Origin of the sequence: Clostridium merdae (assembly GCF_900176635.1) — a bacterium.
Lineage (GTDB): Bacteria > Bacillota > Clostridia > Oscillospirales > Acutalibacteraceae > Faecalispora > Faecalispora merdae.
This window is the reverse complement of the sequence record NZ_FXLN01000002.1, coordinates 210,913-235,082: the sequence shown is the minus strand read 5'-3', so window position 1 is coordinate 235,082 and position 24,170 is coordinate 210,913. Positions and strand designations below refer to the sequence as shown.

Here is a 24,170-nt window from a genome sequence, read left to right as displayed (position 1 = left end):
AAAATTGTATCTGCTTCAGCTTAATTCATTATGGAGCTGGTGGTCGGAATCGAACCGACAACCTGCTCATTACGAATGAGCTGCTCTGCCATTGAGCCACACCAGCATATTATTCTTTTATTCAGCCAATATAGTATACAAAAAAGAAACGAGTTCGTCAAGTGGACTTGCTCAGTTTTTTATTCCATGCACTTCTGTATTCTATTATCGAAAAAATAAAAATTCCTTGTCTTGAATAAGTGAAAGAAAATCACATAACTATATGTTTAATTCTGGGATAACATATAATTAATATATTAAGCTCCCAAGAAAGAGTGATACTATGTCACTGAGTACCATTGGTAAAAACTTGCGGATTTTCAGGGAAAAGTGCGGTTACACGCAGCAACACCTTGCAAATGTGCTCAATATTGATCGTTCCACCTACTCCTACTATGAATCGGGTAAAACAACACCAGACATTTCGTCACTTATCCTACTGTCTCAGGTGTTTTGCATCAGCTTACCGGAGCTATTGGGGCAGGAGGATTTATCTCTCATGCTCAATGATTCTTCATCCTGGGGGAAAGTGAGCGCAAAACGAATTACAGACAATAACAGCCACATTTACGATTTGAAAAAAGATGAATTGCAGCTCATAGCATTTTTTCGTGCCTGTTCCTCCACGCAAAAGGAAGAACTGCTTCGAAAAGCGAGCGAAATACTCAGCAAAAATAATAAGAAAGAATTGGACTGAGCCTTTGCGGATTTTCTCTTTTCATGATATACTAAATTAGTAGATTATTGATTGCCGGAGGTGCCGCATGAAATTTGACGCATTTGCCGCGGGAATTGAGCCGGGCGGCCTGAGAAACACCAAGGAAATCCGCATTTTAATTTGTTACCTTCTGGTCAGCGTAGATTCACCGTTCCGCAAAGAAGATATTATCGACATTTTGCAGGAGAACGGGCTGGCCAATTATTTTGAAATTACGACTGCGCTTTCCGATTTAATCGACAAAGGCAGCATTGTAATAAAAAACGGGCTCTGCACTCCCGGGGAATCAGCTCGGGTCATTGCAAACCAGCTGGATGCCACTATTCCGACAGCAGTTCGCCAGCGTACCCTTACCGCGGCGCTCCAGCTTTTATCCCGCATGAAGCGGGAAGAAGAAAACGCCGTAGAAATTACCCACACAAATAACGGCTACCAGGTAAACTGCCATATTTCTGGCGGCGATATGGAGCTTATGTCGCTCTCGCTTTACGTTCCTGATTTACAGCAGGCGAATCTGGTTAAGCTCAATTTTCAACAAGACCCAGATATTATCTACCGCGCTATGCTAGCAGCGGTTACCAAAGACCAAAAGATGATGGCTGAAACACTCACTGAAATGGGTATGAAAAAACAGCCAAAAGAATAAATTACTCGCCGTCCATTGCTGCGCGCATGGCGGCGATTTTTTGTGTATCTGTTTGCCAAACCATGTAGTCCTGTGCACTTGTCGGTTGCTCACAGCGTTGTTTTTTACGGTACTGCATTGCACTCTCTGTCTTTTTAAGCCAAGCACCTTGATAAACAGATGCCGCTGTAACCCGCCGGAACGCCGCAAATTCCTGCGGCTCCATGTCGCCCGCTACCACAATCTCCATATCATTTGCATTGAGGAGTAAGCGTGCTATTAGGCTACGGCCATCATAGCTGCGGCGGCACTGGCCGGAGGTGACAAGGCCACCAAAGCCCATCATCCTCGCCCGCTGAAAGGCTTCTTCCGGTTCGCGGCACTCGTCAAACGCACGGCCTAATACCATCTTCATATCTTTTGCTTGAACGATTAGCTCATCCATTCGAAGTACATCCAGAGAGCCATCGGGCAGAAGTATTCCGGTTTGAACGGCGTCTGCACCTGCATCCCGATACAGAGCAATATCATCCTTCATCATTTCAAACTCCGCTGGGGAACAGCAGTAGTCACCAAAATGCGGCCTCACCAAAACAGAGATTGGCAAATCCAGCCGATTGCGTACCTCATAGAAGAAATTAATATTTGGTGTAATTCCGCCAAGCTGGAGCCCGGAGCAGAGAAGAAGCCGATCCGCTCCGGCACGCTGTGCCTCAAATGCAGAGTCCACTGTATCAACGCATACTTCCAAAACCGCTTTCATACGTTCCCTCCTACAGAATAACGACCATTTTATTATGTTGTGAACACAAGCTGCACCAATACCATATACAAAACTGTTCCGCCCGCAATGCTCAGCAGGGTGTTGCGCTTCCACAAGTGCAACAGAACCACCGTAAGCAGTGCAGCCCCCTCTGGAATGCCATAGGGGAACGAAAGAGGGGTTGCCCCACGCAGGCAGTAAATAATCAGCATACCGATCACTGCGGATGGAAGCACCCTGCCCAAATAAATCACCCACCCGGGTGTACCCTGGTCAGCCGGAAAAAGCAAAAACGGTGCAGAACGAGTGAGTAGCGTAACTACCGCAACCACCCCTACCAAAAGCAGCCCATGAATTGCTGTCATTGTGCACCCTCCTTCTTTTCCAGCCTGCCACGCAGCAGTAAGAAAACCGCGGCAATGGAGAGCATGGCCGGAATAACAAAGCCGGAGGAGCCAAACACCAACAGGCAAACGAGCGATATTATAATTCCTAGAATAGACGCTGTGTGGTCTTCCTCGGTTTTCCAACGCTCAAGGAAGATAACCGTGAACAGCGCAGTCATCACAAAATCTATCCCCTTGGAGGGAATGTGCCAGATGGATCCAAACACCGAACCTGCCACACTGCCAAGCACCCAGTACATTTGATCCAGTATGGCTATGTAAAATAGCAAGCGCTTTCTGTCTGGCCCTGGCGGCTCTTTGAGCCCGCAGAACAGAGAAAATGTTTCGTCGGTAAGTGAAAAAATGAGATATGGTTTTTTACGACCCATTTCACGGAACTCACTGAGCATTGCGATTCCGTAAAATAAATGCCTTGCATTTACCATAAAAGTCATAATTGCTGCACTCACTAGAGAAGCCGCTCCCGCTAATAAATCAACCGTAACAAACTGCATGGAGCCAGCGTAGATAAACACACTCATGAGCAGCGCCCACGGTAGCCCATAGCCCTTGCTCTGCAAAAACACACCAAATGCAAAGCCTAGAAAAAGATAACCGGTCATAACCGGCACAGTATGCGTAAACGCTTCTCGCAAAAGATGCCGCTTTTCCTTCAATCGTAGCCCTCCCAAAGAGAAAAAGCGACCTTTGCTCGCTTTATTCGCCAATCTATTTTTCACAATTATACCATAACTTTTGGAATAATAACAAGGCAACACCGGGAAAAGCATTCACATACATTTTTACTTTTTATGTGAATTTAAGGTAACGTTCTCATTATTTTTTCTACTCTTACAAAAGCTATTTGAAAGGCAATATAAAGAGAATCAAATAAGATGATGTTTACATTTTAAACAATTTACTCCCAATAGATTACATAAAAAAACCAGCGGTGGGAATCCCCAACCGCCGGTCTTTTATAGAAATATAAGGTTTAGCAAAAGCAGCAGTGTAACCCCCGGTATTCCGCCTGCGGCGGAAACACCGAGACTGAACAAACTAACCGGAATACTTACTCCCGTAAATAACCCGGTAAGATTCACCACTGCCAACGTGCCAACACCGATAATAATACCGCCTGCCGCACGCTGCATTGGTCGCCTGGAGCCCAACAGCGCTTGAAGCGCCGCGAGGAGTAAAAAGATACCTACTGCTACCAAAATGGTCGTCATGCTTGGCACCAGACCGCCTCCTTTTTCTTTGCGTTCCTGCTTTTCATTGAGCTATGCTCAGCGAAAAAGCAAAACCAGGCGGTGGATGACCGCCGGGTTTATTCCAAATTTGAAAAAGGAGAAGCTGAAATTCCCTGCCGTTTTGCCTCCTGCAATAGATGACGATAACGCGCCAGAAGCTCAATGCGTTGGTGCACACAGGCATCAATCAAGTCTTCATTGCACTCCATTTGAAACCATCTTTCATTGCAGGCCATCAGCCTTGAAACTTCCCTCAACTCTTGTAAAATTCCAGAATCCTGCCTTACTGCCTCCATCGGCTTTACCGTCTGCTGGATCATCTTGAGTACAGTTTCCATATTAGCTCCGCCTTTCGGTTTATCATATGCTAATATGTTGGACTTTTATACCCAATTTATACCGTTTGGTTGGAATTTATTTCTTGTCCCGCAGGCATAAAATCAATACGACCAGTGGGAATATCGGACGCTGCAACCACGATTCTCATTGGCGTTCCAATGGTAATGCGGTTACCGGTGCGCTCGTCTACCTGTGTTACGACGCCGTCGAACTTGTAGTTCGCGTTAGGGAATGCGCCAATGGGCACAAAGCCCTCTACGCTGCTCTCAAGCCTTACAAATACACCGCGCTGTGTAACACCGCTTACAACCCCATTAAACTCTTCGCCAATATGCGCTTTCATAAACTCTGCTTTATAGCAATCTTCCGCACTGCGCTCAGCAGTCATGGCGCGAACCTCACTCTTTGAGGATTCAGATGCCGCAGCCGCCGCAAACGACGCAAATCGGAGGGACAATTCAATTTGCCCTAAGGTTTTCGACTGTGACAAAATCCGGTGAATTGCCAGGTCGGGGTAACGGCGAATTGGTGAAGTAAAGTGGCAATAATCGGCTAGCGATAAGCCGAAATGACCAATCGGCTCCGTAGAATATTTTGCTTTTTCCATGGTACGCAGTACTTGGTGAGAGACTACCTGCTCTGCAGGTGTTCCCCTTACCTGATCCAGCAGTTCTGAAAAATCGGCAGGGGATGGCTTTTCGGAACGAAGACGCTGGGTTGAAAACCCAAGTGCCGCCGCTAAGCTCACAAGCGCCTTAATGCGCTCGGGATCTGGGTTTTCATGAATGCGGTACACAAAAGGAAGCTGTTCTTCTTTTGCAAGCTTTGCCGCCGCCTGATTGGCGGTAATCATTAACTGTTCAATTACTTTTTCCGCTTCACCCTGTACACGAGGTTTTATATCAATGCACACACCGTTTTTATCGAGTATAAACATTGATTCTCCACTGTCAAAATCCATAGAACCTTTTTGGCGGGAACGGTTCTCTAGTATTTTTGCCAGTTCTCTTGCCGCACTGAGTGAATCTAAAACGGGGGCGTATTTGTCTAGCAAGGGTTGTTCTGCTTCACCGCTATAAATGCGGTTCACCTCAGAATACACACCGCGCACCTTGGAGTGAATCACTGTCTTTTGAAAACGATAGCTAACAATCCCACCGGTTTCGTCCAAACGGATGAGAGCGGAGAACGTGAGCTTGTCTTCGCCTGCATTCAAAGAACAGGCACCATTTGAGAGCTCTTTAGGCAGCATAGGAATCACTCGGTCTGCAAAGTAAACCGAGGTGCCACGCTGGAAGGCCTCTTCATCAATTGCACTGTCTTCCACAACATAGTGAGAAACGTCTGCGATATGCACGCCCAATTCAAAGCCGCGCTCGGTACGGCGTACGCTGATTGCATCATCGAGGTCTTTGGCATCCGCACCATCAATAGTGCAAATCATTTCCTCACGCAAATCAAGCCTGTTATTGATTTCTTCCTGTGTGATTGGCTGCTGTGCCGCACGTGCGGCCTCGTCGAGTACCGCATCCGGGAATACCGTAGCAATGCCATTCTGGTCTATAATCGCATCCGCACAAATCTTTGCGCTTTCTGCCGTGCCGTATATTTTCACTACGCGGGCAGACAGTTTTTCACGCCGTGGTACACGAACCAATTCTACCTGAACCTTATCACCGGGGCGAGCTCCCTTTAAATCCACCTTTGGGGTGGGCAGATTATAACGAATTGCAACATCTGGTACAATTTCAAACCCACTGTACGATTTACGCACTGTTCCGGTGGTAATCCGCTGACGCCGTTTTGTAACAGAGGCAACTTCTGCTTTTTTGCCACGAGCCGTTTCCGTTACGTTTTTCAACAGTACGGTATCACCAACAATTGCACCCTTTAGGCGGTCGCTGGATACATACAAATCTTCGCCACCACTCTCTGGGCGAATGAACGCAAAGCCCTCTGAGAGTGATAAAACAGTACCCGTAAGGTTGGTTTTACCGACTCTGCCAAATACCTGATGCCGCTTATTCACGTAAATATCGCCGCTCTCCTGCATTTGGTGGAGGGTATCGTAAAAGACATTCTTGTCTTTAATTCCTGTTTTCTTAAGAAGCTCTTTTGAGGATATGGCATGACGAAGCTTCGAAAGCGCTTTTAAAATGGATTCAGCCGGTGTTTTTTCCTTCTTTTTTAACATGTTTCCCCTTTCCTTTCAAAAAAAAGCCCCGCTTTTCAGCGGAGCTTTTCGGCTGCATTCTTATTTCCCGGCGAAGAACATAATCGCATTTATGGCAATTACCATTACGAAAAAGCCTACCGCTATCACTTTTGTCCAGCGTGACAAAAACGCATCGATGGAACGTGCTTTGTTTTTAGACAAAAATGTATCTGCGCCGCCAGTTATTGCGCCTAAATTTTGCTGCTGGCCTTCCTGCAGAAGGATAATCACTATAATAGCGATGGAGAATAACAGCAAAACTACTCCAAAGAAAATTTCAAGTCCAGTCATAGCGTACCTCCGAACGTACAATAAACACTTGTGATTATGATACCACAAAGATTTTTGTTTAGCAATCTTTTTTCAAAATATTCTAGGACATCCACACATTCCCTGCCAGCCTTCGAACCATCCTAAAAACACGAATCAAAAAAAGATTCGCTTTTACTTTTTCTTCCAAAAAAAGCCGTACATAACTTACGGATAATAGGGACATAGTAAGAACAAGCAATTGAGAGTTTCGCGTGCGTTTGCATTTTCAATTGCCGGAACCGCCGCCGGTTTGCTATTGGCATTCCGTGCGGCGATTCTCTTTTTTATAAGGACATTTGACCTCGCATTGCATCTGCCTGGCTCGGTACAGCACCGGTTGAGGGAACATTTTTACGGTAGCGGTCCGGTGTTTCTAGCATTCCCTCTACATAAGGCTCTACACTTTGCAGGTGGTGCTTTGCCGCCGTAAATGTCATGACAAATACACCTTGCGTGGTACGAGTAGCTTTGTCCGCAATCGCACCGGTATGAACCAGAAGCAAGCGCCCATTGGTGCCTGTGAGTAGAATATCGCGGTCTTCTTTGAGGTACATGATTGCCACAAGGGGAGATTTATCGCTATACGCTCCAACTAGCTTACGGCGGTTGGTCTTGGTCGCGTAGGCAGAAAGTTCAACTTTAGCCGCCTTTCCGTTTTCAAACAAGAATAGCATGTAGCCTTGATAATTGTTGGTTGGCACCATGAAAATGGCATTCTCGCCGTCATCCATCCCTGCCTTTGCTGGAATGTATTCGCCCAGTACACTGGCTTTGCCATCACTTAAATCTGCCGTACGCATTTTATAAACCTGGCTGCGGTCGGTAAAGAACAGCAGGTCGCAAGCATTGGAGCCTTCCTCTGTTTGCGTTACCGCATCCCCCTCTTTGAGCTTTTGCTCGCCGCTCATGCGCAGAGACTGCGGTGTAATCTTTTTAAAATAGCCCGCTCGGGTAAAGAAAAGATGTACCGGGTAATCATCAATCTCCTGCTCGGGAACATACTCCTCTAAATCAGAGGCATACACAAGCTGCGTATGGCGTGGCTGACCGTATTTTTTCTCTACCTCTTTGAGCTCGGCAACAATCACACCCTGAAGCTTTGCACGGCTTTCCATCAATTCCTGTAAATGAATGATTTCTTTTTCTAGCTCACTGGTTTCTTGTGTACGCTTTAAGATATATTCACGGTTTAAGTGCCTCAGCTTAATTTCAGCTACATATTCCGCCTGAATTTCGTCAATCCCAAAGCCAATCATCAGGTTGGTTACAACCTCGGCTTCTTCTTCCGTTTCACGTACAATTCGAATCGCCTTATCAATATCCAGTAAAATGGCCTGCAGGCCGCGCAGCAGGAGCAGCTTTTCTTTTTTCTTACGCAAATCAAAATGAGTGCGACGGCGCACACATTCTACACGGAAGGCAACCCACTCAAGAAGTAGATTACGCACACCCATTACTTGGGGGACACCGCTGATTAATACGTTAAAGTTACAGGAGAAGCTGTCTTCCAGCGGGGTCATTTTAAATAGACGCTGCATGAGCCGCTCCGGGTCAACCCCACGCTTTAAATCGATGGTAATTTTCAGGCCGCTCAAGCCGGTTTCGTCTCGAATGTCCGAAATCTCTTTGAGCTTACCTTGGCGCACCAAATCGACTACCTTTTCTACAATTGCTTCAATCGTAGTGGTGGGTGGAATCTGCGTAACATCAATGCAATTTGCCGATTTATCGTACGAATAGCGGCAGCGAATTTTCACGCCGCCACGGCCAGTACGGTAAATCTCTTCCATTGCAGCTCGATCATAAACCACCTGCCCGCCACTGGGGAAATCCGGAGCCTGCAGTGTGGATGCAATATCAAACTCCGGGTCACGAATCAGGCCAATGGTAGTTTGGCAAACCTCCGCCAAGTTGAACGGACAAATATTACTTGCCATGCCAACTGCAATACCGGTATTTGCATTCACCAAAATCGATGGAAATGCCGCCGGCAGCAAAGTTGGTTCTTTCATGGTATTGTCGTAGTTGTCTACAAAATCGACTGTATCTCGATCAATATCGCGAAAAAGCTCTTGGCAGATATTGTCGAGCTTTGCCTCGGTATAACGGGATGCCGCCCAAGCCATATCTCGCGAATAGAATTTACCGAAATTCCCCTTGGAATCGACATAAGCGTGCAAAAGTGCCTCATATCCGCGACTTAGGCGCACCATCGTTTCGTAAATAGCGGCATCACCATGCGGATTCAGCTTCATGGTTTGTCCAACAATATTCGCACTTTTCGTTCTGGAGCCTGTAAGAAGCCCCATTTTATACATTGTGTATAATATCTTTCGGTGCGATGGCTTAAAGCCGTCAATCTCGGGGATAGCGCGCGACATAATAACGCTCATTGCATAGGGCATATAGTTTTTTTCCAGAGTTGCCGTAATGGGCTGTGTTACCACAAGCCCTGCGCCTTCAATTACACCCTTACCCTTGGGGGGCGCTGTATTCGCTTCTTTTTTTCTGTGTGCCAATTTATTCCCCCCTTAGCTTACGTCGGCAGCATCCAGGTAATCGTGGCCGCTTCGGGCAATAAAATCTTTTCGCCCCATTAGGTTATCCCCCAAAAGCAGGTCAAATACCTCTGCCGTTCTGCCCGCATCTTCGGGCATTACCTGAATCAGCCGCCGCGTAGCGGGATTCATTGTAGTTAAGTTCATCATATCCGGTTCATTTTCACCCAAACCCTTGGAGCGTTGAATCACATATTTTGTGCCCTCCAAGCGCTGCAATATCTTTGCTTTTTCTTGCTCGGTGTAAGCAAAATAAGTTTGGTCCTTTGCGGTAATCTCAAAAAGCGGTGATTCTGCGATGAACACCTTGCCCTCCTCAATTAGCGTAGGAGTAAGGCGATAGAGCATGGTAAGCAGCAGGGTACGAATCTGAAAGCCGTCTACGTCCGCATCTGTACATAAAATGATTTTGTTCCAACGCAGCAGCGATAAATCAAACGAAGATAAATCTTTATTTGCTTTCGATTTTACTTCAACACCACAGCCCAGCACTTTAATTAAATCGGTAATAATATCACTTTTGAAGATACGGTCGTAATCCGCTTTCAAGCAATTCAATATTTTACCACGGATTGGCATAATCGCCTGAAAATCGGGGTCGCGGGCCTGCTTACAGGCGCCCAAAGCGGAGTCTCCCTCCACGATGAAGATTTCACGTTCTTCTGTTTTTCGGCTGCGGCAATCTACAAATTTTGCAACACGGTTGGTGACATCCATGGTGGAGGTAAGCTTCTTTTTCAGGTTTAGGCGAGTTTTTTCCGCATCCTCACGGCTGCGCTTATTAATGAGCACCTGCGCCGCAACCTTTTCAGCCTCCACGGGGTTTTCCAGGAAGAAAACCTCCAAGTGATGCCGCAGAAGCTCGGTCATTGCTTCCTGAATACCCTTATTGGTGATTGCTTTTTTGGTCTGGTTCTCGTAAGAGGTTCGGTTTGAGAAGGAGGAGATGACCAGAATTAAGCAGTCCTCTACATCGGTGTAAGTAATTTTACTCTCATTTTTATTGTATTTACTGGTTTGCTTTAAATACGCATCAATTTGCGCAACAAAGGCACTGCGCACCGCTTTATCCGGTGCACCGCCATGCTCCAGCCAGCTGGAGTTATGGTAATACTCGGTTGCACGCACACGGTTTGAAAACGCAAGTGCTACATTGATTTTTGTCTTATATTCCGGCTTGTCCGCACGGTCACGCACGCGGCGCTCTGCCTGCCAGCTCTGCACGGAGGTAAGAGCGTCCTCTCCGGCCAGCTCGCGAACATGGTCCAGAATACCTTCCTGGTAGCAAAACTCCGTCGTTTCAAAGCCGGAATCCGTTTCATAGCGAAGCAGAAAACGAATCCCCTCATTTACGATTGCCTGGCGGCGAATCATATCGAGATAATATTCCTGCGGTACGGCAATATCCGTAAATACCTGCAAATCAGGCCTCCAGCGGATTTTGGTACCCGTATCCTTCTTGCTGTATACATCCTTTTGCAAGCCGCCTACGTTCTCGCCATGTTCAAAGTGCAGCGTATAGCGTGTACCGTCGCGGCGAATGTCAACATCCATATACTCAGCGGCATACTGCGTGGAGCAAAGGCCCAGGCCATTGAGACCCAGCGAATACTCATAGCTTTCGTCCGAATCGTTGTTGTATTTACCGCCCGCGTACAGCTCGCAAAAAACAAGCTCCCAGTTAAAGCGTTCTTCTTTGGGATTATAATCCACGGGGATTCCTCGCCCGTGGTCTTCCACCTCTACCGAATGGTCACGGAAGCACGTAATTGTAATTTCGTGGCCAAAGCCCTCTCTTGCCTCATCAATTGAGTTTGATAATATTTCAAAAATGGAATGCTCGCAGCCCTCAATACCGTCCGAACCGAATATAACCGCCGGGCGGCGGCGCACACGGTCGGCACCCTTAAGTGACGAGATGCTGTCGTTTCCATATGCCGTCTTTTTAGCCATAGCTTCCCTCCTGCCTCCAGCCCCACAAATGGGGCTCTGGCATTTTGAATTCTTCCCGGGCAACACCCGTGGTATACCATTGTACATGTAAAATATGCTTCTATTTTCTTATGTGCAGAAAAAATGATTGCTGCCAAACTTACCGTAAGTGCAATTATTTCCCGGAAAACGACCGTACAACAGTTCTTTGTTCCTTTTCATACGGTAACCATTTTAGATTATAAACAATGGTGACCGCCGCTTTCTGTCGAAGACGGGCAGTATGCGCCGCCCAACTGGATTTACAACAAAACTGCAAAGAAAAAAGACCTATTGAGAACTGCAACAACAGAGCGGCACACGCAGCAAAGGAGTCCTATTCGACAGGATTCTACCTTGCAGATGCAGCCAACGCCGTTTGCAAAACAGCATGATTTGCAGTTGCGCAACGCTCAAAGGCCTGTTTTTTTCGGACAAGGAAAGGGGGAAATATAACATTTCCCCTTTTCAATCAATCATTCAGCTGTTTCGTCTTCCGGTTTTGAATCTGCCAGAGTACGCTCTTCGCTTGTTTCAAGCACCGGTACTTGATCCGTAGCACCTGGTAATGCAGCACCACTCATCAACTTCTGGAAATCCTCACCGCTCATCTTCTCGTTCTGATACAGATATTTTGCAACCATGTGCAGCTTATCCATATGGTCAGACAGAATCTTAGCCGCTTTATCGTAAGCGTTGGTTAGAATGTCTTTAATCTCACCATCGATTGCAGCCGCGGTGCTTTCGGAATAGTTACGCACATGACCCATATCACGGCCTAGGAAGGGCTCGCTACTGTCGGAGCCATACGCTACCGTTCCCAGCATGTCGCTCATGCCGTATTTGGTAATCATGGCACGTGCTGTTTTTGTGGCACGCTCAATATCGTTCGATGCACCGGTAGAAATATCATCCAGCACAAGCGATTCCGCTACACGGCCACCCATGAGCACCATCAAATCCTCGAGCATTTCCTTTTTGCATTTGTAGGAACGATCCTCAGAGGGAAGCTGCATGGTATAACCACCCGCCATACCGCGGGGAATAATTGAGATTTGGTGAACGGGGTCTTGCGTGGAGCAGAAATAGGTTACGACCGCATGCCCGCCCTCATGGTAGGCAGTAAGGGTCTTCTCTTTTTCTGTCATCACACGGCTCTTCTTCTCGGTACCCACAACCACCTTAATGGTTGCCTCCTCGATTTCTTCCATGGTAATGGCACGCAGGTTCTTTCTTGCGGAAAGAAGCGCCGCTTCATTGAGCAGGTTTTCAAGGTCTGCACCGGTAAACCCGGCAGTGGATTTTGCAATGGTCTTCAGGCTTACATCTGGCGCAATGGGCTTGCCCCTTGCGTGTACCTTCAGAATCTCTTCACGACCCTTAATGTCAGGGTAACCAACCATTACCTGGCGGTCAAAACGACCGGGACGCATGAGTGCGGGGTCTAGAATGTCAGGGCGGTTGGTTGCGGCAATCATGATAACGCCTTCGTTTGCACCGAAACCGTCCATCTCAACAAGCAACTGGTTTAGGGTCTGCTCGCGCTCATCATGCCCGCCGCCTAGACCGGCACCGCGCTGGCGACCTACCGCATCAATTTCATCAATAAAGATAATGCAGGGAGAGTTTTTCTTCGCTTGGTCAAACAAATCGCGAACACGCGAAGCACCCACACCAACAAACATCTCTACGAAATCGGAACCGGAAATAGAGAAGAACGGAACCCCCGCTTCGCCCGCCACAGCGCGAGCCAAAAGGGTTTTACCGGTACCGGGAGGGCCCACAAGCAGTACGCCCTTAGGGATACGTGCGCCCAGCTCATTATATTTTTTGGGGTTTTTTAGGAATTCAACGATTTCGCGCAGCTCTTCCTTCTCTTCGTCAGCACCTGCTACGTCAGCAAAGGTTGTTTTGCGCTTTTCGTCTGCCATTTGCTTTACTTTGGCCTTGCCAAAGTTCATTTGCTTGCCTGCGTCACCCATGCTGGTATTCAGGCGCTTCATCATGAACCACCAGAAAACAAGCATACCTGCCAGAAGCAGAATGGTCGGTATCAGGCTTGCAAGCCAAGAGGTCTCCGCCGGGCGCTTTAAGTCGTACTCCATGTTTTTGGCCGGGTTAGCCTCGTTATACTGCTCAATATACGGGCGAATCTCTTCGTACATGATTCCCACGTTTGGTGCGGTATACGTTACCTTTGTGTTGTCTTTGAGCGAAATCTGCATTTCACCGCTACCCAAGTCCATGGAGTAATCGGTGACCTGCTGCGCTTTAAAGTAGCCGACTATTTCGGAATATTTATGGGCTTTCTGCGGCTTTACATTGCCATAGATGCTGGCCATGATAATAATAATCAGGATTGGGGCGCCTAAATAAATGATTAGATTCCGCAGATTTTTTTTATTATCCAAAATGAGTTCACTCCTCTCCTTTTATGCAATATCCGGAACTTAGCCTCCGTATATGTGGGGCTTTAAAATTCCCACATAAGGAAGATTCCGGTAGGTTTCATCATAATCAAGACCATAACCAACAATAAATTCATCTGGAACCCTGGTGCCAATATAATCTGCAGTAATTTGTGCGGTGCGGCGCTCGGGCTTGTCAAACAGAGTACAAATTTTAATACTCTTCGGGCCACGCGGCTGTAAAAGCTCCAGTATGTAGCTCAGTGTTACGCCGCTGTCCAAAATATCTTCTACAACCAGCAGGTCGTAGCCTGCAAGCGGCAAATCCAAATCCTTTGTAATTTTAACAACGCCGGAAGACCTTGTCCCAGAACCGTAGCTTGAAACCGACATAAAGTCGATACGGCAGGGAATGTCGATAGCGCGGGTCAAATCTGCCATAAAAATAAAGGAACCTTTCAGCACGCTTACCATCAAAAGATTTTTTCCCTTATAATCCTCGCTGATGCGCTTGCCCAGATCGCGGACAATTTCCGCCAGTTTTTCTTCGCTGAATAGAACCTCTTTGATATCGTTGGTCATGAATTGCACTCCTTAACGCTAATGTATGCGATTTGTTTGGTACCTGGCTGAACGCGGGCCTGCTCGGCAACGCCGATGGATTCAACCCAAAGAATCTGCCCGTTGTTCTCCAGCAGCAAAAGCCCATCCCTGCGAAAAACTTGGATTTTCTCCTCATTCATCAGCTTTTTCAGGCTTTTGGTAACGCCACGGCCTTGCGGCGAAAAGGAATCACCCGGCCGGCGGCCTCTTAAAATGGAATTATTCTTTATTGTATCATAATCCAGCGCGTTATGAAATAACAAATTATGAAATTTTAAAGCCATATTTTCGTATTCTGCGCGGGTTAGTGTTCTTATTATGACCTCTCTGCCCGTCGGTGTCAAGGTTTTCGGCACCTGCAAGGGGGTGCACCAGCCAATTTCGTATTTTTCAGGCAAAACAACACGTAATAGGCCACCGCCCAGTACAAAATAATACCCGCCGCCTGCATCGATTTTACCAGAGCCCGAATGTAGAAGCCGCGCGGCGGCCTCTGTACGCTCCCGGCTGAGAGAGTTTAGACCAGCTTGCTGCACAATTTGCCGCAAAGCACGCGACAAAACCGGCCGAGGTAAACCGACGAGTGGTTCCATTTGCCAGCCGTCACCCGAGCGGGACTTTGCAACCGCCTGTGAGGCAAGCTGCGAAAGGCATGCTTCATCCTCAGTCAGCAAATGGGTCATTCGCTCCACCGCCTGCTCAAAGGAGGGGTTGAGCTGTTTTAGAGCAGGAATAATATCGAGCCGGACACGGTTACGGGCATATTCCCGGCTAAAATTGCTTTTATCCGTCACATACCGCAAAGAATAATGCTCGCAATATTCCTCAACCTGCGCCCTGGTAATACCAATTAAAGGACGAATGATGTTACCACGTACCGGCGGAATGCCACATAATCCCTTGGTACCTGTGCCACGAGTTAAGTGCAGTAGAACAGTCTCGGTTTGGTCGGACAGTGTGTGTGCCGTGGCGATTTTATCTCCCGGCCTACAAATGGACTGAAAAAAAGCATAGCGTATGCGCCGCCCAGCCTCTTCCAATCCCTCACCGTGCTCCGCCGCCTGCGCCGCCACATCCACACGTTTTACTTGCAATGGGATTTTGTATTCCTTACAGAACTGGCGCACAAATGCCTCGTCTGCATCCGATTCGTTTCCCCGCAGGCCGTGGTTTACGTGCGCGGCGAGCAAGGGAATCCCGCTCTGCCATAAAAAATGGACCAGCGCCATGGAATCCGCGCCGCCGGAAAAACCAGCCACCACGCGCTCCGCGCCGGTCAGCATCGAATAGCGTTTGACCGTCTGTCGGATTCGCTCCTCTGCCGGAACACCATTCTCCTTATTCACTGCGTACAACCTCCTGAGAAGTAAATCGCATAAACTCGCCCTGCCAATGCAGAGGAACGGTTTTTAGTTCGCCATGGCGGTTTTTTGCAACAATACACTCGCCGCTGTTGCGGTCCGCATCCTCATCCGGTGCACCGGGGCCTTGGTAGTAATCTTCACGGTACAAGAACAGAACAACGTCTGCATCCTGCTCAATAGAACCGGAATCACGTAGGTCGGAGAGTACCGGACGGTGCTCGGTACGCTTTTCACTGGCACGCGCCAACTGCGACAGCGTTAAAACCGGAACATTTAACTCTTTTGCCATAATTTTTAGGTTACGGGTAATCTCAGAGATTTCCTGCACACGGTTATCAATGCGGCGTGAGCTGTTCATGAGCTGCAAGTAGTCAATCACAATCATGTCAACGTCTTTCAGGCGGCGTACCTTGGCTTTCATCTCCGGTACGGTAATGCCGGAGCTGTCGTCAAAATACATCTGCGCGTGAGAGAGAATGTCTCCCGCTTCAATCAGGCGCATCCATTCCCCTTCGCTGAGCTGGCCAGTACGCAGCTTGGTTCCGCCAACAAGCGCTTCTGTTGAGAGCAAACGCGACGCAAGCTGCTCCTTGCTCATTTCAAGCGAGAAGAAAGCAACTTTTTTATTCGCAACTACCGCTGCATGGCGAGCGATATTCAGCGCAAAGCTGGTTTTACCCATACCGGGTCGAGCAGCCAAAATCAAAAGGTCGGAACGATTCAGACCGGTGATGGTATCATCCAGCCCCTTAATACCCGTTGAAATGCCCTGATACATGTCTTTATCCGGGCCGTTGAGTAAATCGAGACGGTCAAACGTGTCAAGAATAATCTCGTTCACACGTTGGAGCCCTTGCATATTTTTACCACGTCGAATGTCAAATATGCGCTGTTCTGCGGAATCGAGCAAGGAAGAAGCATCTGCCCCATTCTCACGCGCATCATCCAGAATACCACGCGCCGTTTGAATAAGCGAACGAACGTCGTATTTATCGCGAACAATCTTCGCATAGGTTTCAACATTTGAAATGGAGGGAACCATTTGCGCCAGCTGCATCAAATACGATTTGCCTGCGGATTCATCAAAACGGGGAGTTTCTTTGAGGCGTTCGAGCACCGTAACAAAATCGACGGGCTGGCCGAGCGTGAACATCTCGAGCATGACTCCGTAAATCAAAGAATGATTTACCTGATGAAAATAATCGGGACGCGGAAGGAATTCCGCGACCCGGTCAAGACAGGTGGAATCGAGCAGAACGGCACCTAAAACAGATTGCTCTGCTTCAGGGCTGAACGGCAGGTCCATCCCATCGTATCCAATTGTCAGATTTTCACGATCCATCCCGAATCCTCCTGACAGTCTTATTCTGTGCGGTACTTATTCCGCCTTTTCGCCAACCACAGCGAATACCTTGGCGGTAACACTCTGGTGCAAGCGAATTTCGCACTCATATGTTCCAAATGCCTTAATGTCGCCAGGCATTTCAATTTTACGCTTGTCCACATTCACACCGTACTGCTGTTTTAATGCTTCAGCAATTTCTTTTGCGGTTACCGAACCAAACAGCTTGCCACCTTGGCCCGCCGTTGCGGTAAGCTTTACGCTTTTGCCTTCAATCGTCTGCGCAGTTTTCTGCGCATTTTCCAGTTCGGTTTTTAGGCGGAACTCTTTGGCTTCTTCCGCATTTTTCAGTTCATTCATTGCCTGTGCGTTTGCCTCTTTAGCAAGCTTTCTGGGCAAAAGAAAGTTTCTGGCGTAGCCGTCGGATACTTCCACAAGCTCACCCTTTTTACCGTTTCCCTTTACGTCCTGCAGCAAAACAACTTTCATGAAACATTCCTCCGTTTTTCTATAATCCTTCGCTTTCAGCCGATTCCCAATGGAATATCGCTTTTCAAATTGTTAAGCGGGCACAAAGCTTGAATACGAATTAACTTTTAGCACCACCCTGCGCCGGCAAATTGAGCTTGCTTGCCTTTGCAAGGTTGTTATTGATGACGGAAATTAAGGTGTCTCGCGCCTGTTGAAGCGTTGTGTTCTTCATTTGCACTGCCGCCATAGTGAGGTGGCCACCGCCGCCCATAACTTCCATAATCACCTGCACGTTTACATCTCCCAGTGAGCGGGCAGAAATCTGCACACCACCGGGCGTAGGATAAATGACAAACGATGCGTTTACTCCTTGAATGGAGAGTAATTCATCCGCGGCCTGGGCCGCCGCAACGCGAATGTCTGGCGTTTCTTCGTCTGCGCTTACAATGGCGCAGTTGTTATAAATTTCAGCAGAAGATACCATTTGGTACTTCGCTTTGTAGGTATCAATCGTATTCGAGAATAGCCGCTTTACCTCTACTGTGTCGGCACCTCTGCGCCGCAGGTAAGCTGCCGCTTCAAAGGTTCGTACTCCAGTTTTCAGTACAAAATTCTTTGTGTCGAGCATAATGCCCGCCAAAAGTGCTTCCGCTTCCACACGGGAAAGAGACTTTTCGCTAATATACTGCACAAGCTCGGTTACCAGCTCCGCCGCGGAGCTTGCATAAGGCTCATGGTAGAACACAATTGCGTTGCTGATATGCTTTACCATCATACGATGATGATCGATAACAACAATTTTGGAGGTTTGGCGAAGCAGCTCTTCACTCTCCACAAAATCCTGTGAATGGGTGTCTACCACAATGACTAGGCTCTTTTGTGTAACCAGATCGAGTGCTGCATCCGGCGTAATAAATATTTTTTCCTCTGGCAGAGACTGTTCCATGCTCTCAATAATGGGAACCGCCATGCTTTGCCCTCGGTTCACAACTATAAATGCCTTTTTGTTCAGGCCCTTGTGAACCGCGCTCCACATGCCGACTGCTGCACCGATTGCATCCAAATCGGAATACTTATGACCCATAATGAATACGGTGTCGCATTCCTTTATATGGTCACTGAGCGTCGCCGCAATAACACGGGTACGCACCTTATCGCGTTTTTCTACGCCCTTTGAAAGGCCGCCGAAGAACTCATAGGTACCATCCTCCTGCTTCACCGCAACCTGGTCGCCACCACGTCCGAGTGCCATATCGAGCGCCTGACGCGCCCAAAGCTCACCCTCTGCAAAATTAGCAGCGCCGCGACCTACACCAATGGAAATGGTAGCACTCCGGTTATCAGCACTTTTTACGGTGCGAACCGCATCAATGACCTCAAAGCGCTTCTTTACATCCTCACGAATGTGCGCTTCATCCGTCATAATCAAATACCGGCCGCCGGCTAAACGCTCTAAAAAGCTACCGGTATCCTTTGTCCACCCTCGAAGCACCTCTTCTACCGCGGCAGAAATGCGTGCATCTTCACTGCTGGCACTGTCGCGAATCAATTCTTCGCGGTTATCAAACAAAACCAACGCCACTACCGGTTTTTGGTCGCTGTATTTTCGGCTGATTTCTTTGTAGTATGTATTATCTACAAAGTACAGCACATAGCCATTTCTTGTAGACATGGAATACACTGTATACTGGTGGTCTCCCACTTGTGTGTCAATACCTTCCCCGCCTACCGCTTGCTCAAGCGTATGGGGAGAAAGAAAACGAGCCACATTTTCGCCGCGGCAGTCAAAACCAGAGCTAACCTCGCCGGAAAAGCGGTTGTTGTACCAAATTACATCGCCCATTTTCCCTACCAGCACTGCCGGTATGGAAAACTCATGCAACGCACGGTAGTCGGAGGCAGAAAGAATTTTTTCCGCACTTTTCACAGCCGTACCCACATAAAGCTTAAAATGGTGATTTGCCATAGCAACTGCGGCAAAGGCTAGAACAGCCAAAACCACTTCTGCATAGAAAATTCGGGCATCCCAGAATCTACTGAGCAGTGCCATCAGCAGCATCACAGCAGCGATGCCATAAAACACGGGTGAGGTAGCCCATATTTTCCGCTTCAATCTAATTTCTCCTTTTATTGCAGTTTTACTTGAACAAATTCTCCCATTCCTCCCCCTGCCGTGGCAAGAGGAGGAGCAGAAGATGAATATTCTATACAATTCAAGTAATTGGTGATTCAACTTCGATTAAATATCTATTTTAAATTTCCATAATAATCGGAAGAATCATCGGGCTGCGTCTGGTTTTGTCGTACAGCATGCGGGACAAATCATCTTTAATTCGGGTTTTGAGCATCCCCCAATCGTGAACCTTGCCCTGCGCACTGGTATCAAGAACATTATATACTAATTTTTTCGCATCGTCCATCAAACTTTCGGATTCACGAACATAAACAAAACCACGAGAAACAATGTCCGGGCCAGATATAACGTGGCCGTCCGTTGCATCGATGGTGCACACAACCACAATCAGGCCATCTTCACCAAGGTGCTTTCTGTCGCGCAGAACAATGCTGCCAACATCACCAACGCCAAGGCCATCCACTAGCACTCGGCCGGCAGCAACACTGGGCAGCTGGCGCATATAGTTCTGGTTAATCTCCAGCACGTCGCCAATATTCCCAATATAAATGTTCGAGCGGCTAAGACCCATTGCCTGTGCCAGCTCTGCATGCTTTTGCAGGTGCTTTTGTTCACCGTGAACGGGAATAAAGAATTTCGGCTGTGTAATCCCCTGAATAATCTTTAGTTCCTCTTGGCAAGCGTGACCAGATACATGCACCTCGTACATCGATTCGTACACAACCTCGCAGCCGCGCTTCATCAGCTCATCAATCACATTACCCACGGTTTTCTCGTTGCCGGGAATCGGTCTGGCAGAAATAATGATGAAATCCCCCGGGCCAACCTCCACCTTGCGGTGGTCAGCAAATGCCATACGAGTTAGAGCAGACATTGGCTCTCCTTGGCTGCCGGTGGTAATTAGAACAATCTGCTCTTTGGGGTAACGGCGAATCATATCAATGTCGATCAGTACACCATCGGGAATATCGAGGTAGCCAAGCTCCTGCGCGATCCCCATCACATTGAGCATACTGCGGCCAGAGAGAGCTACTTTTCTGCCATATTTTACGGCGCAGTTAATAATTTGCTGCACACGACTAATGTTCGATGCAAAGGTTGCTATGATAATGCGGCTTTTCTCTGCACGCAAAAATAAATTTTCGAAAGACTGGCTTACTTTGCGCTCGGTCATGGTAAAGCCGGGGCGTTCTGCGTTGGTAGAATCGGCAAAGAGAGCCAAAACGCCCTCTTTCCCCAATTGGGCAAACCGACCAAGGTCAATCATTTTCCCTTGTGTGGGGGTGCAGTCAATTTTAAAGTCGCCGGTATGCACGATTGTTCCAGCGGGGGAATGAATCGCTACACTAACTGCGTCAGAAATGGAGTGGTTTACATGGATAAACTCACACGCCATGCTGCCCAGCTTAATCGTATCGCCGGGGCGAATCACATTCATTTTTACTTTATTGGCAAGGCCATGCTCTTTTAGCTTACCACCAACCAGCCCTAGTGTAAGCGCGGTGCCGTAAAGCGGCAAATTGACTCGTTTAAGCAAATAAGGCAACGAACCAATATGGTCCTCATGGCCGTGGGTTAGCACGATTCCACGAATTTTATCAATATTACGCTCTACAAACGTAAAGTCTGGAATCACAAGATCCACACCAAGCATATCGCCATCCGGGAATGCCATACCGCAATCCACAATCAGCATGTCACCTTCGCACTCAAACAATGTCATGTTTTTGCCGATTTCATTCAGGCCGCCCAGAAAATACACCTTAATCGAGGGCTTTTCCTGCACATTCTCTTTCTTCGGCCTGCGGCGAGTTTGCTTTTTGGCCTGCTTTTGCACCTGCGCCAACACCTCTGGCAGAAGAACACTTTTCTCTACCTTGCGGGGCGCGTTTTTCGGTGCTTCCTTCGCACGCGGCTGTTGTTGCTGCTTGTTACCCGGAGCACCCTTTTTCTGCCCTTTGGGTGCATTTTTGGGCGCAGACTTAACGGCGGCTGCTTTCTCTGTTTTCTCAACCGTCTTTTCCGCCTTCGCCGGCCTTTTATCCTCCGCAATCGCGGCCTTCTCCGGCTGCTTGCGGGCCACCACTTTTCCGTACAAGGTGCCCTGCTTCTTCTCAGCGTCGGCAGGCGAGCTCATATTCATTTTTTCAGTCACAAAATAACCTCCAATTTAATTTGAGGACACAACCACTATAGCCTGCGCACAAACGGTGCCGCAAGCGTGTATGCATTACGCATAATGGGAAATATCCGATTGTCTATATCCATCGCGGGGCTACCGCGAAAATGAACGATACACTGCGGATGATAACCGTCTCCATTGGAAAAATAGGTATAATCCGCTTAATATGATAGGTTTTATTTTACCTTGATTACCACATGATGTCAAGCGGGGTGCAAAGCCATGGTGAGCGCAAACCTGAGGTTGCGGCACACGTAAAAGGTTGGTATAATAAAACCATACGTTCTGCCAAATGGCAAAAATCCATTTTTATTATAGTTTAAGGCACTAACCTTATAACAAGACTCGAATCATCTCTTTTACTTTTTTTATATTTGTTTCCATAAAACAGCAATTCAATGGCTGTTTTTCAAGTAAACCAAAATAACTATTGCATATAGTATGCCATCCTCACAGGAAAAAAAACAAAGAACGGAGATACCTTACGTGAAACAAATAGAAATTTTTACTGACGGTGCTTGTCAGGGGAACCCAGGCCCGGGAGGTTGGGGTGCTATTCTGCGCTACCAAGGCAGAGAAAAAGAAATTAGCGGCGGAGAAGCTCACACGACCAATAACCGGATGGAGCTCAGCGCTGTAATTGAAGCACTGGCCCTTTTAAAAGAGCCCTGTGAGGTTACTCTTTGGAGCGACTCCAAATATGTTTGTGACGCAATTGAAAAAGGGTGGGCTAAATCCTGGAGAAAAAACGGCTGGAAAAAAGCCGATAAAAAGCCTGCCCTTAATATCGATTTATGGGAACGCCTGCTCAATTTACTCGAGCCGCACCATGTGAAAATTTGCTGGGTAAAGGGACATGCCGGGCACCCGGAAAACGAACGCTGCGACCGCCTTGCGGTTGCCGCGGCAGAACAGTATAAGAAGTAACCGATTCACGTTCTTTTTACTTTGCAGCACCATGAGACTGCGCCTTCTATGGCGCACGGAGGAATTCAAATGAGCCGATTTGTTTATGCCGATAACGCGGCAACCACCCCTATAACCGAACCGGTACTGCGCGCCATGATGCCTTACCTGACAGAATGTTATGGGAATCCATCCAGCATGTATTCGAAAGGGCGCGAAGCGAAACGCGCGCTCGAGCTGGCACGGGAAAGCATAGCGGAATGGATTGGCGCACGACCCGGCGAATTATACTTTACGGCGGGCGGCAGCGAATCGGACAATTGGGCACTCAAGGGAATTGCACGAGAACTCGCACTGCAAGGCAAAAAGCACCTGATTACCACCTGCTTTGAGCACCACGCCGTGCTACATGCCGCTCAGGCGTTAGAACGTGAGGGCTTTTCCGTCACCTATCTTCCCGTTCATGAAAACGGATTGGTTCGACCAGAAGAGGTTGCAAATGCAATACGGGAGGATACCGCACTTGTTTCTGTCATGTATGCCAATAATGAAATCGGTACGATTCAGCCGATTGCGGAGATTGGTGCCATCTGCCGGGAACGTGGTGTGATTTTTCATACGGATGCCGTTCAGGCAGTGGGTACGTTGCCAATTGATGTTGCGGAGCAGAATATTGACCTGCTCTCCCTTTCTGGCCACAAGCTGCATGCGCCTAAAGGGATTGGAGCACTGTATGTACGCCGGGGAATTACCATACAAAATCTAGTAGATGGCGGAGCGCAGGAGCGAGGCCGAAGAGCCGGAACAGAAAACATTGCCGCGATTGTGGGGCTAGCCGCCGCACTGCGTGACGCATGCTCTACCATGAAAGAACGAGCGGAGCGACTGTGTGCACTGCGTGACCGTTTGATTGAGGGTGCCTTACAAATACCGGGCAGCTCTTTAAACGGAGACGCCCAACACCGACTACCCGGTAATGTAAATCTCTGTTTGGAAGGAGTCGACGGCGAAGCGATGCTTCTTCTTCTCGACCGTCAGGGTATTTGTGCTTCCTCCGGCTCGGCATGTACCGCAGGTTCTTTAGAGGCCAGCCACGTTCTGTTGGCAATCGGAATTCCTCCCGAGCTTGCAAAAAGCTCCTTACGGCTAACGCTTGGTGACCAAAATACCGAAGAGGACGTAGAGTATATTCTTAGCGTACTTCCGGCAGTGATTGAGCGACTGAGAACAAGCTAAGTTTAATCTCTAAAACTGAAATAATTTTCAAAAAAAAGTATCGTAGACTATATTTTGCTTAACTAATTGTAAAAACAATCTAACTTTCAACAATCAGTAGACATATTGTTGAAAGTTAGATTGTTTTGGAGGATAAATAATCCACCCATTGACAAATTAAGCTCCATCGGTTATCCTGAAAGCAATCCGTAGAAAGGGATAGGTATTAAAAAGCCATGCGCAATTGCTAATCTGACAAAGCCATAAAATAGCAATGGATAACGGGTGAAGTGCGCCCGTTTGTGTCGGATTAGCGTATCAAAATAAAATCAGCGCAGGGGTTTGTTCCGCTTGGAGCAGGCTGTC

Annotated in this window: 20 protein-coding genes and 1 tRNA gene; 4 read left to right on the top strand and 17 right to left on the bottom strand. The window is 47.8% G+C overall.

The window, feature by feature from the left end:
• Window positions 1-31: 31 nt before the first annotated feature.
• Window positions 32-106 (bottom strand) — tRNA-Thr (locus CAN90_RS01200).
• Window positions 107-322: 216 nt separating this feature from the next.
• Here CAN90_RS01200 and CAN90_RS01195 point away from each other — a divergent pair.
• A complete protein-coding gene (locus CAN90_RS01195) occupies window positions 323-736 on the top strand; it encodes a helix-turn-helix domain-containing protein (protein ID WP_085832007.1) in 414 nt (137 codons plus the stop codon).
• 67 nt (window positions 737-803) lie between these two features.
• Window positions 804-1,403 carry a DUF4364 family protein gene (locus tag CAN90_RS01190; protein WP_085832006.1) on the top strand — a complete coding sequence of 200 codons (600 nt, stop codon included), beginning with the start codon at window positions 804-806 and terminating at the stop codon, window positions 1,401-1,403.
• 1 nt (window position 1,404) lies between these two features.
• Here CAN90_RS01190 and CAN90_RS01185 read toward each other — a convergent pair whose 3' ends face one another.
• From CAN90_RS01185 to CAN90_RS01110, 16 genes are all read right to left on the bottom strand, one after another.
• A complete protein-coding gene (locus CAN90_RS01185; protein WP_085832005.1) occupies window positions 1,405-2,145 on the bottom strand; it encodes a copper homeostasis protein CutC in 741 nt (246 codons plus the stop codon).
• A gap of 32 nt (window positions 2,146-2,177) precedes the next feature.
• Window positions 2,178-2,510, bottom strand: a complete 333-nt coding sequence (locus CAN90_RS01180; protein ID WP_085832004.1) for a branched-chain amino acid transporter permease — start codon at window positions 2,508-2,510, stop codon at window positions 2,178-2,180.
• A complete protein-coding gene (locus CAN90_RS01175; RefSeq protein WP_085832003.1) occupies window positions 2,507-3,208 on the bottom strand; it encodes an AzlC family ABC transporter permease in 702 nt (233 codons plus the stop codon). Before CAN90_RS01175 ends, CAN90_RS01180 begins: the two co-directional genes overlap by 4 nt.
• A gap of 300 nt (window positions 3,209-3,508) precedes the next feature.
• Window positions 3,509-3,763 carry a pro-sigmaK processing inhibitor BofA family protein gene (locus tag CAN90_RS01170; protein ID WP_085832158.1) on the bottom strand — a complete coding sequence of 85 codons (255 nt, stop codon included), beginning with the start codon at window positions 3,761-3,763 and terminating at the stop codon, window positions 3,509-3,511.
• Window positions 3,764-3,861: 98 nt separating this feature from the next.
• The gene (locus tag CAN90_RS01165) at window positions 3,862-4,122 is read right to left on the bottom strand and encodes a hypothetical protein (RefSeq protein WP_085832002.1); all 261 of its coding nucleotides are present in this window, start codon (window positions 4,120-4,122) and stop codon (window positions 3,862-3,864) included.
• A gap of 56 nt (window positions 4,123-4,178) precedes the next feature.
• Window positions 4,179-6,317: a ribonuclease R gene (gene rnr / locus CAN90_RS01160; RefSeq protein ID WP_085832001.1), complete on the bottom strand. Its 2,139-nt coding sequence runs from the start codon at window positions 6,315-6,317 to the stop codon at window positions 4,179-4,181.
• A gap of 60 nt (window positions 6,318-6,377) precedes the next feature.
• Complete coding sequence (gene secG / locus CAN90_RS01155; protein WP_085832000.1) at window positions 6,378-6,629, bottom strand: preprotein translocase subunit SecG; 252 nt, start codon at window positions 6,627-6,629, stop codon at window positions 6,378-6,380.
• A gap of 305 nt (window positions 6,630-6,934) precedes the next feature.
• The gene (locus tag CAN90_RS01150) at window positions 6,935-9,169 is read right to left on the bottom strand and encodes a DNA gyrase/topoisomerase IV subunit A (protein ID WP_085831999.1); all 2,235 of its coding nucleotides are present in this window, start codon (window positions 9,167-9,169) and stop codon (window positions 6,935-6,937) included.
• Between the two features lie 12 nt (window positions 9,170-9,181).
• Window positions 9,182-11,161, bottom strand: coding sequence for a DNA gyrase/topoisomerase IV subunit B (locus CAN90_RS01145; protein WP_085831998.1), 1,980 nt, complete (start codon window positions 11,159-11,161; stop codon window positions 9,182-9,184).
• Between the two features lie 494 nt (window positions 11,162-11,655).
• Window positions 11,656-13,590, bottom strand: coding sequence for an ATP-dependent zinc metalloprotease FtsH (gene ftsH / locus CAN90_RS01140; RefSeq protein WP_085831997.1), 1,935 nt, complete (start codon window positions 13,588-13,590; stop codon window positions 11,656-11,658).
• Window positions 13,591-13,629: 39 nt separating this feature from the next.
• Window positions 13,630-14,169, bottom strand: coding sequence for a hypoxanthine phosphoribosyltransferase (hpt, locus tag CAN90_RS01135; protein ID WP_085831996.1), 540 nt, complete (start codon window positions 14,167-14,169; stop codon window positions 13,630-13,632).
• On the bottom strand, window positions 14,166-15,536 hold the full coding sequence (gene tilS, locus CAN90_RS01130; RefSeq protein ID WP_242953536.1) for a tRNA lysidine(34) synthetase TilS: 1,371 nt from the start codon (window positions 15,534-15,536) through the stop codon (window positions 14,166-14,168). Before tilS ends, hpt begins: the two co-directional genes overlap by 4 nt.
• Window positions 15,529-16,896, bottom strand: a complete 1,368-nt coding sequence (gene dnaB / locus CAN90_RS01125; RefSeq protein ID WP_085831995.1) for a replicative DNA helicase — start codon at window positions 16,894-16,896, stop codon at window positions 15,529-15,531. Before dnaB ends, tilS begins: the two co-directional genes overlap by 8 nt.
• Before the next feature lie 36 nt (window positions 16,897-16,932).
• Window positions 16,933-17,385: a 50S ribosomal protein L9 gene (gene rplI / locus CAN90_RS01120; RefSeq protein WP_085831994.1), complete on the bottom strand. Its 453-nt coding sequence runs from the start codon at window positions 17,383-17,385 to the stop codon at window positions 16,933-16,935.
• 100 nt (window positions 17,386-17,485) lie between these two features.
• Complete coding sequence (locus CAN90_RS01115; protein WP_085831993.1) at window positions 17,486-19,480, bottom strand: DHH family phosphoesterase; 1,995 nt, start codon at window positions 19,478-19,480, stop codon at window positions 17,486-17,488.
• A 139-nt stretch (window positions 19,481-19,619) separates the two neighbouring features.
• The gene (locus tag CAN90_RS01110) at window positions 19,620-21,656 is read right to left on the bottom strand and encodes a ribonuclease J (RefSeq protein ID WP_085831992.1); all 2,037 of its coding nucleotides are present in this window, start codon (window positions 21,654-21,656) and stop codon (window positions 19,620-19,622) included.
• A gap of 513 nt (window positions 21,657-22,169) precedes the next feature.
• Between CAN90_RS01110 and rnhA the strand changes: the two genes are divergently transcribed.
• Both rnhA and nifS read left to right on the top strand, forming a co-directional pair.
• The gene (gene rnhA / locus CAN90_RS01105; protein ID WP_187138273.1) at window positions 22,170-22,610 is read left to right on the top strand and encodes a ribonuclease HI; all 441 of its coding nucleotides are present in this window, start codon (window positions 22,170-22,172) and stop codon (window positions 22,608-22,610) included.
• 69 nt (window positions 22,611-22,679) lie between these two features.
• Entirely contained in the window at window positions 22,680-23,825 is a 1,146-nt protein-coding gene (gene nifS / locus CAN90_RS01100) for a cysteine desulfurase NifS (protein ID WP_085831990.1), read from the top strand.
• Window positions 23,826-24,170 lie beyond the last annotated feature (345 nt).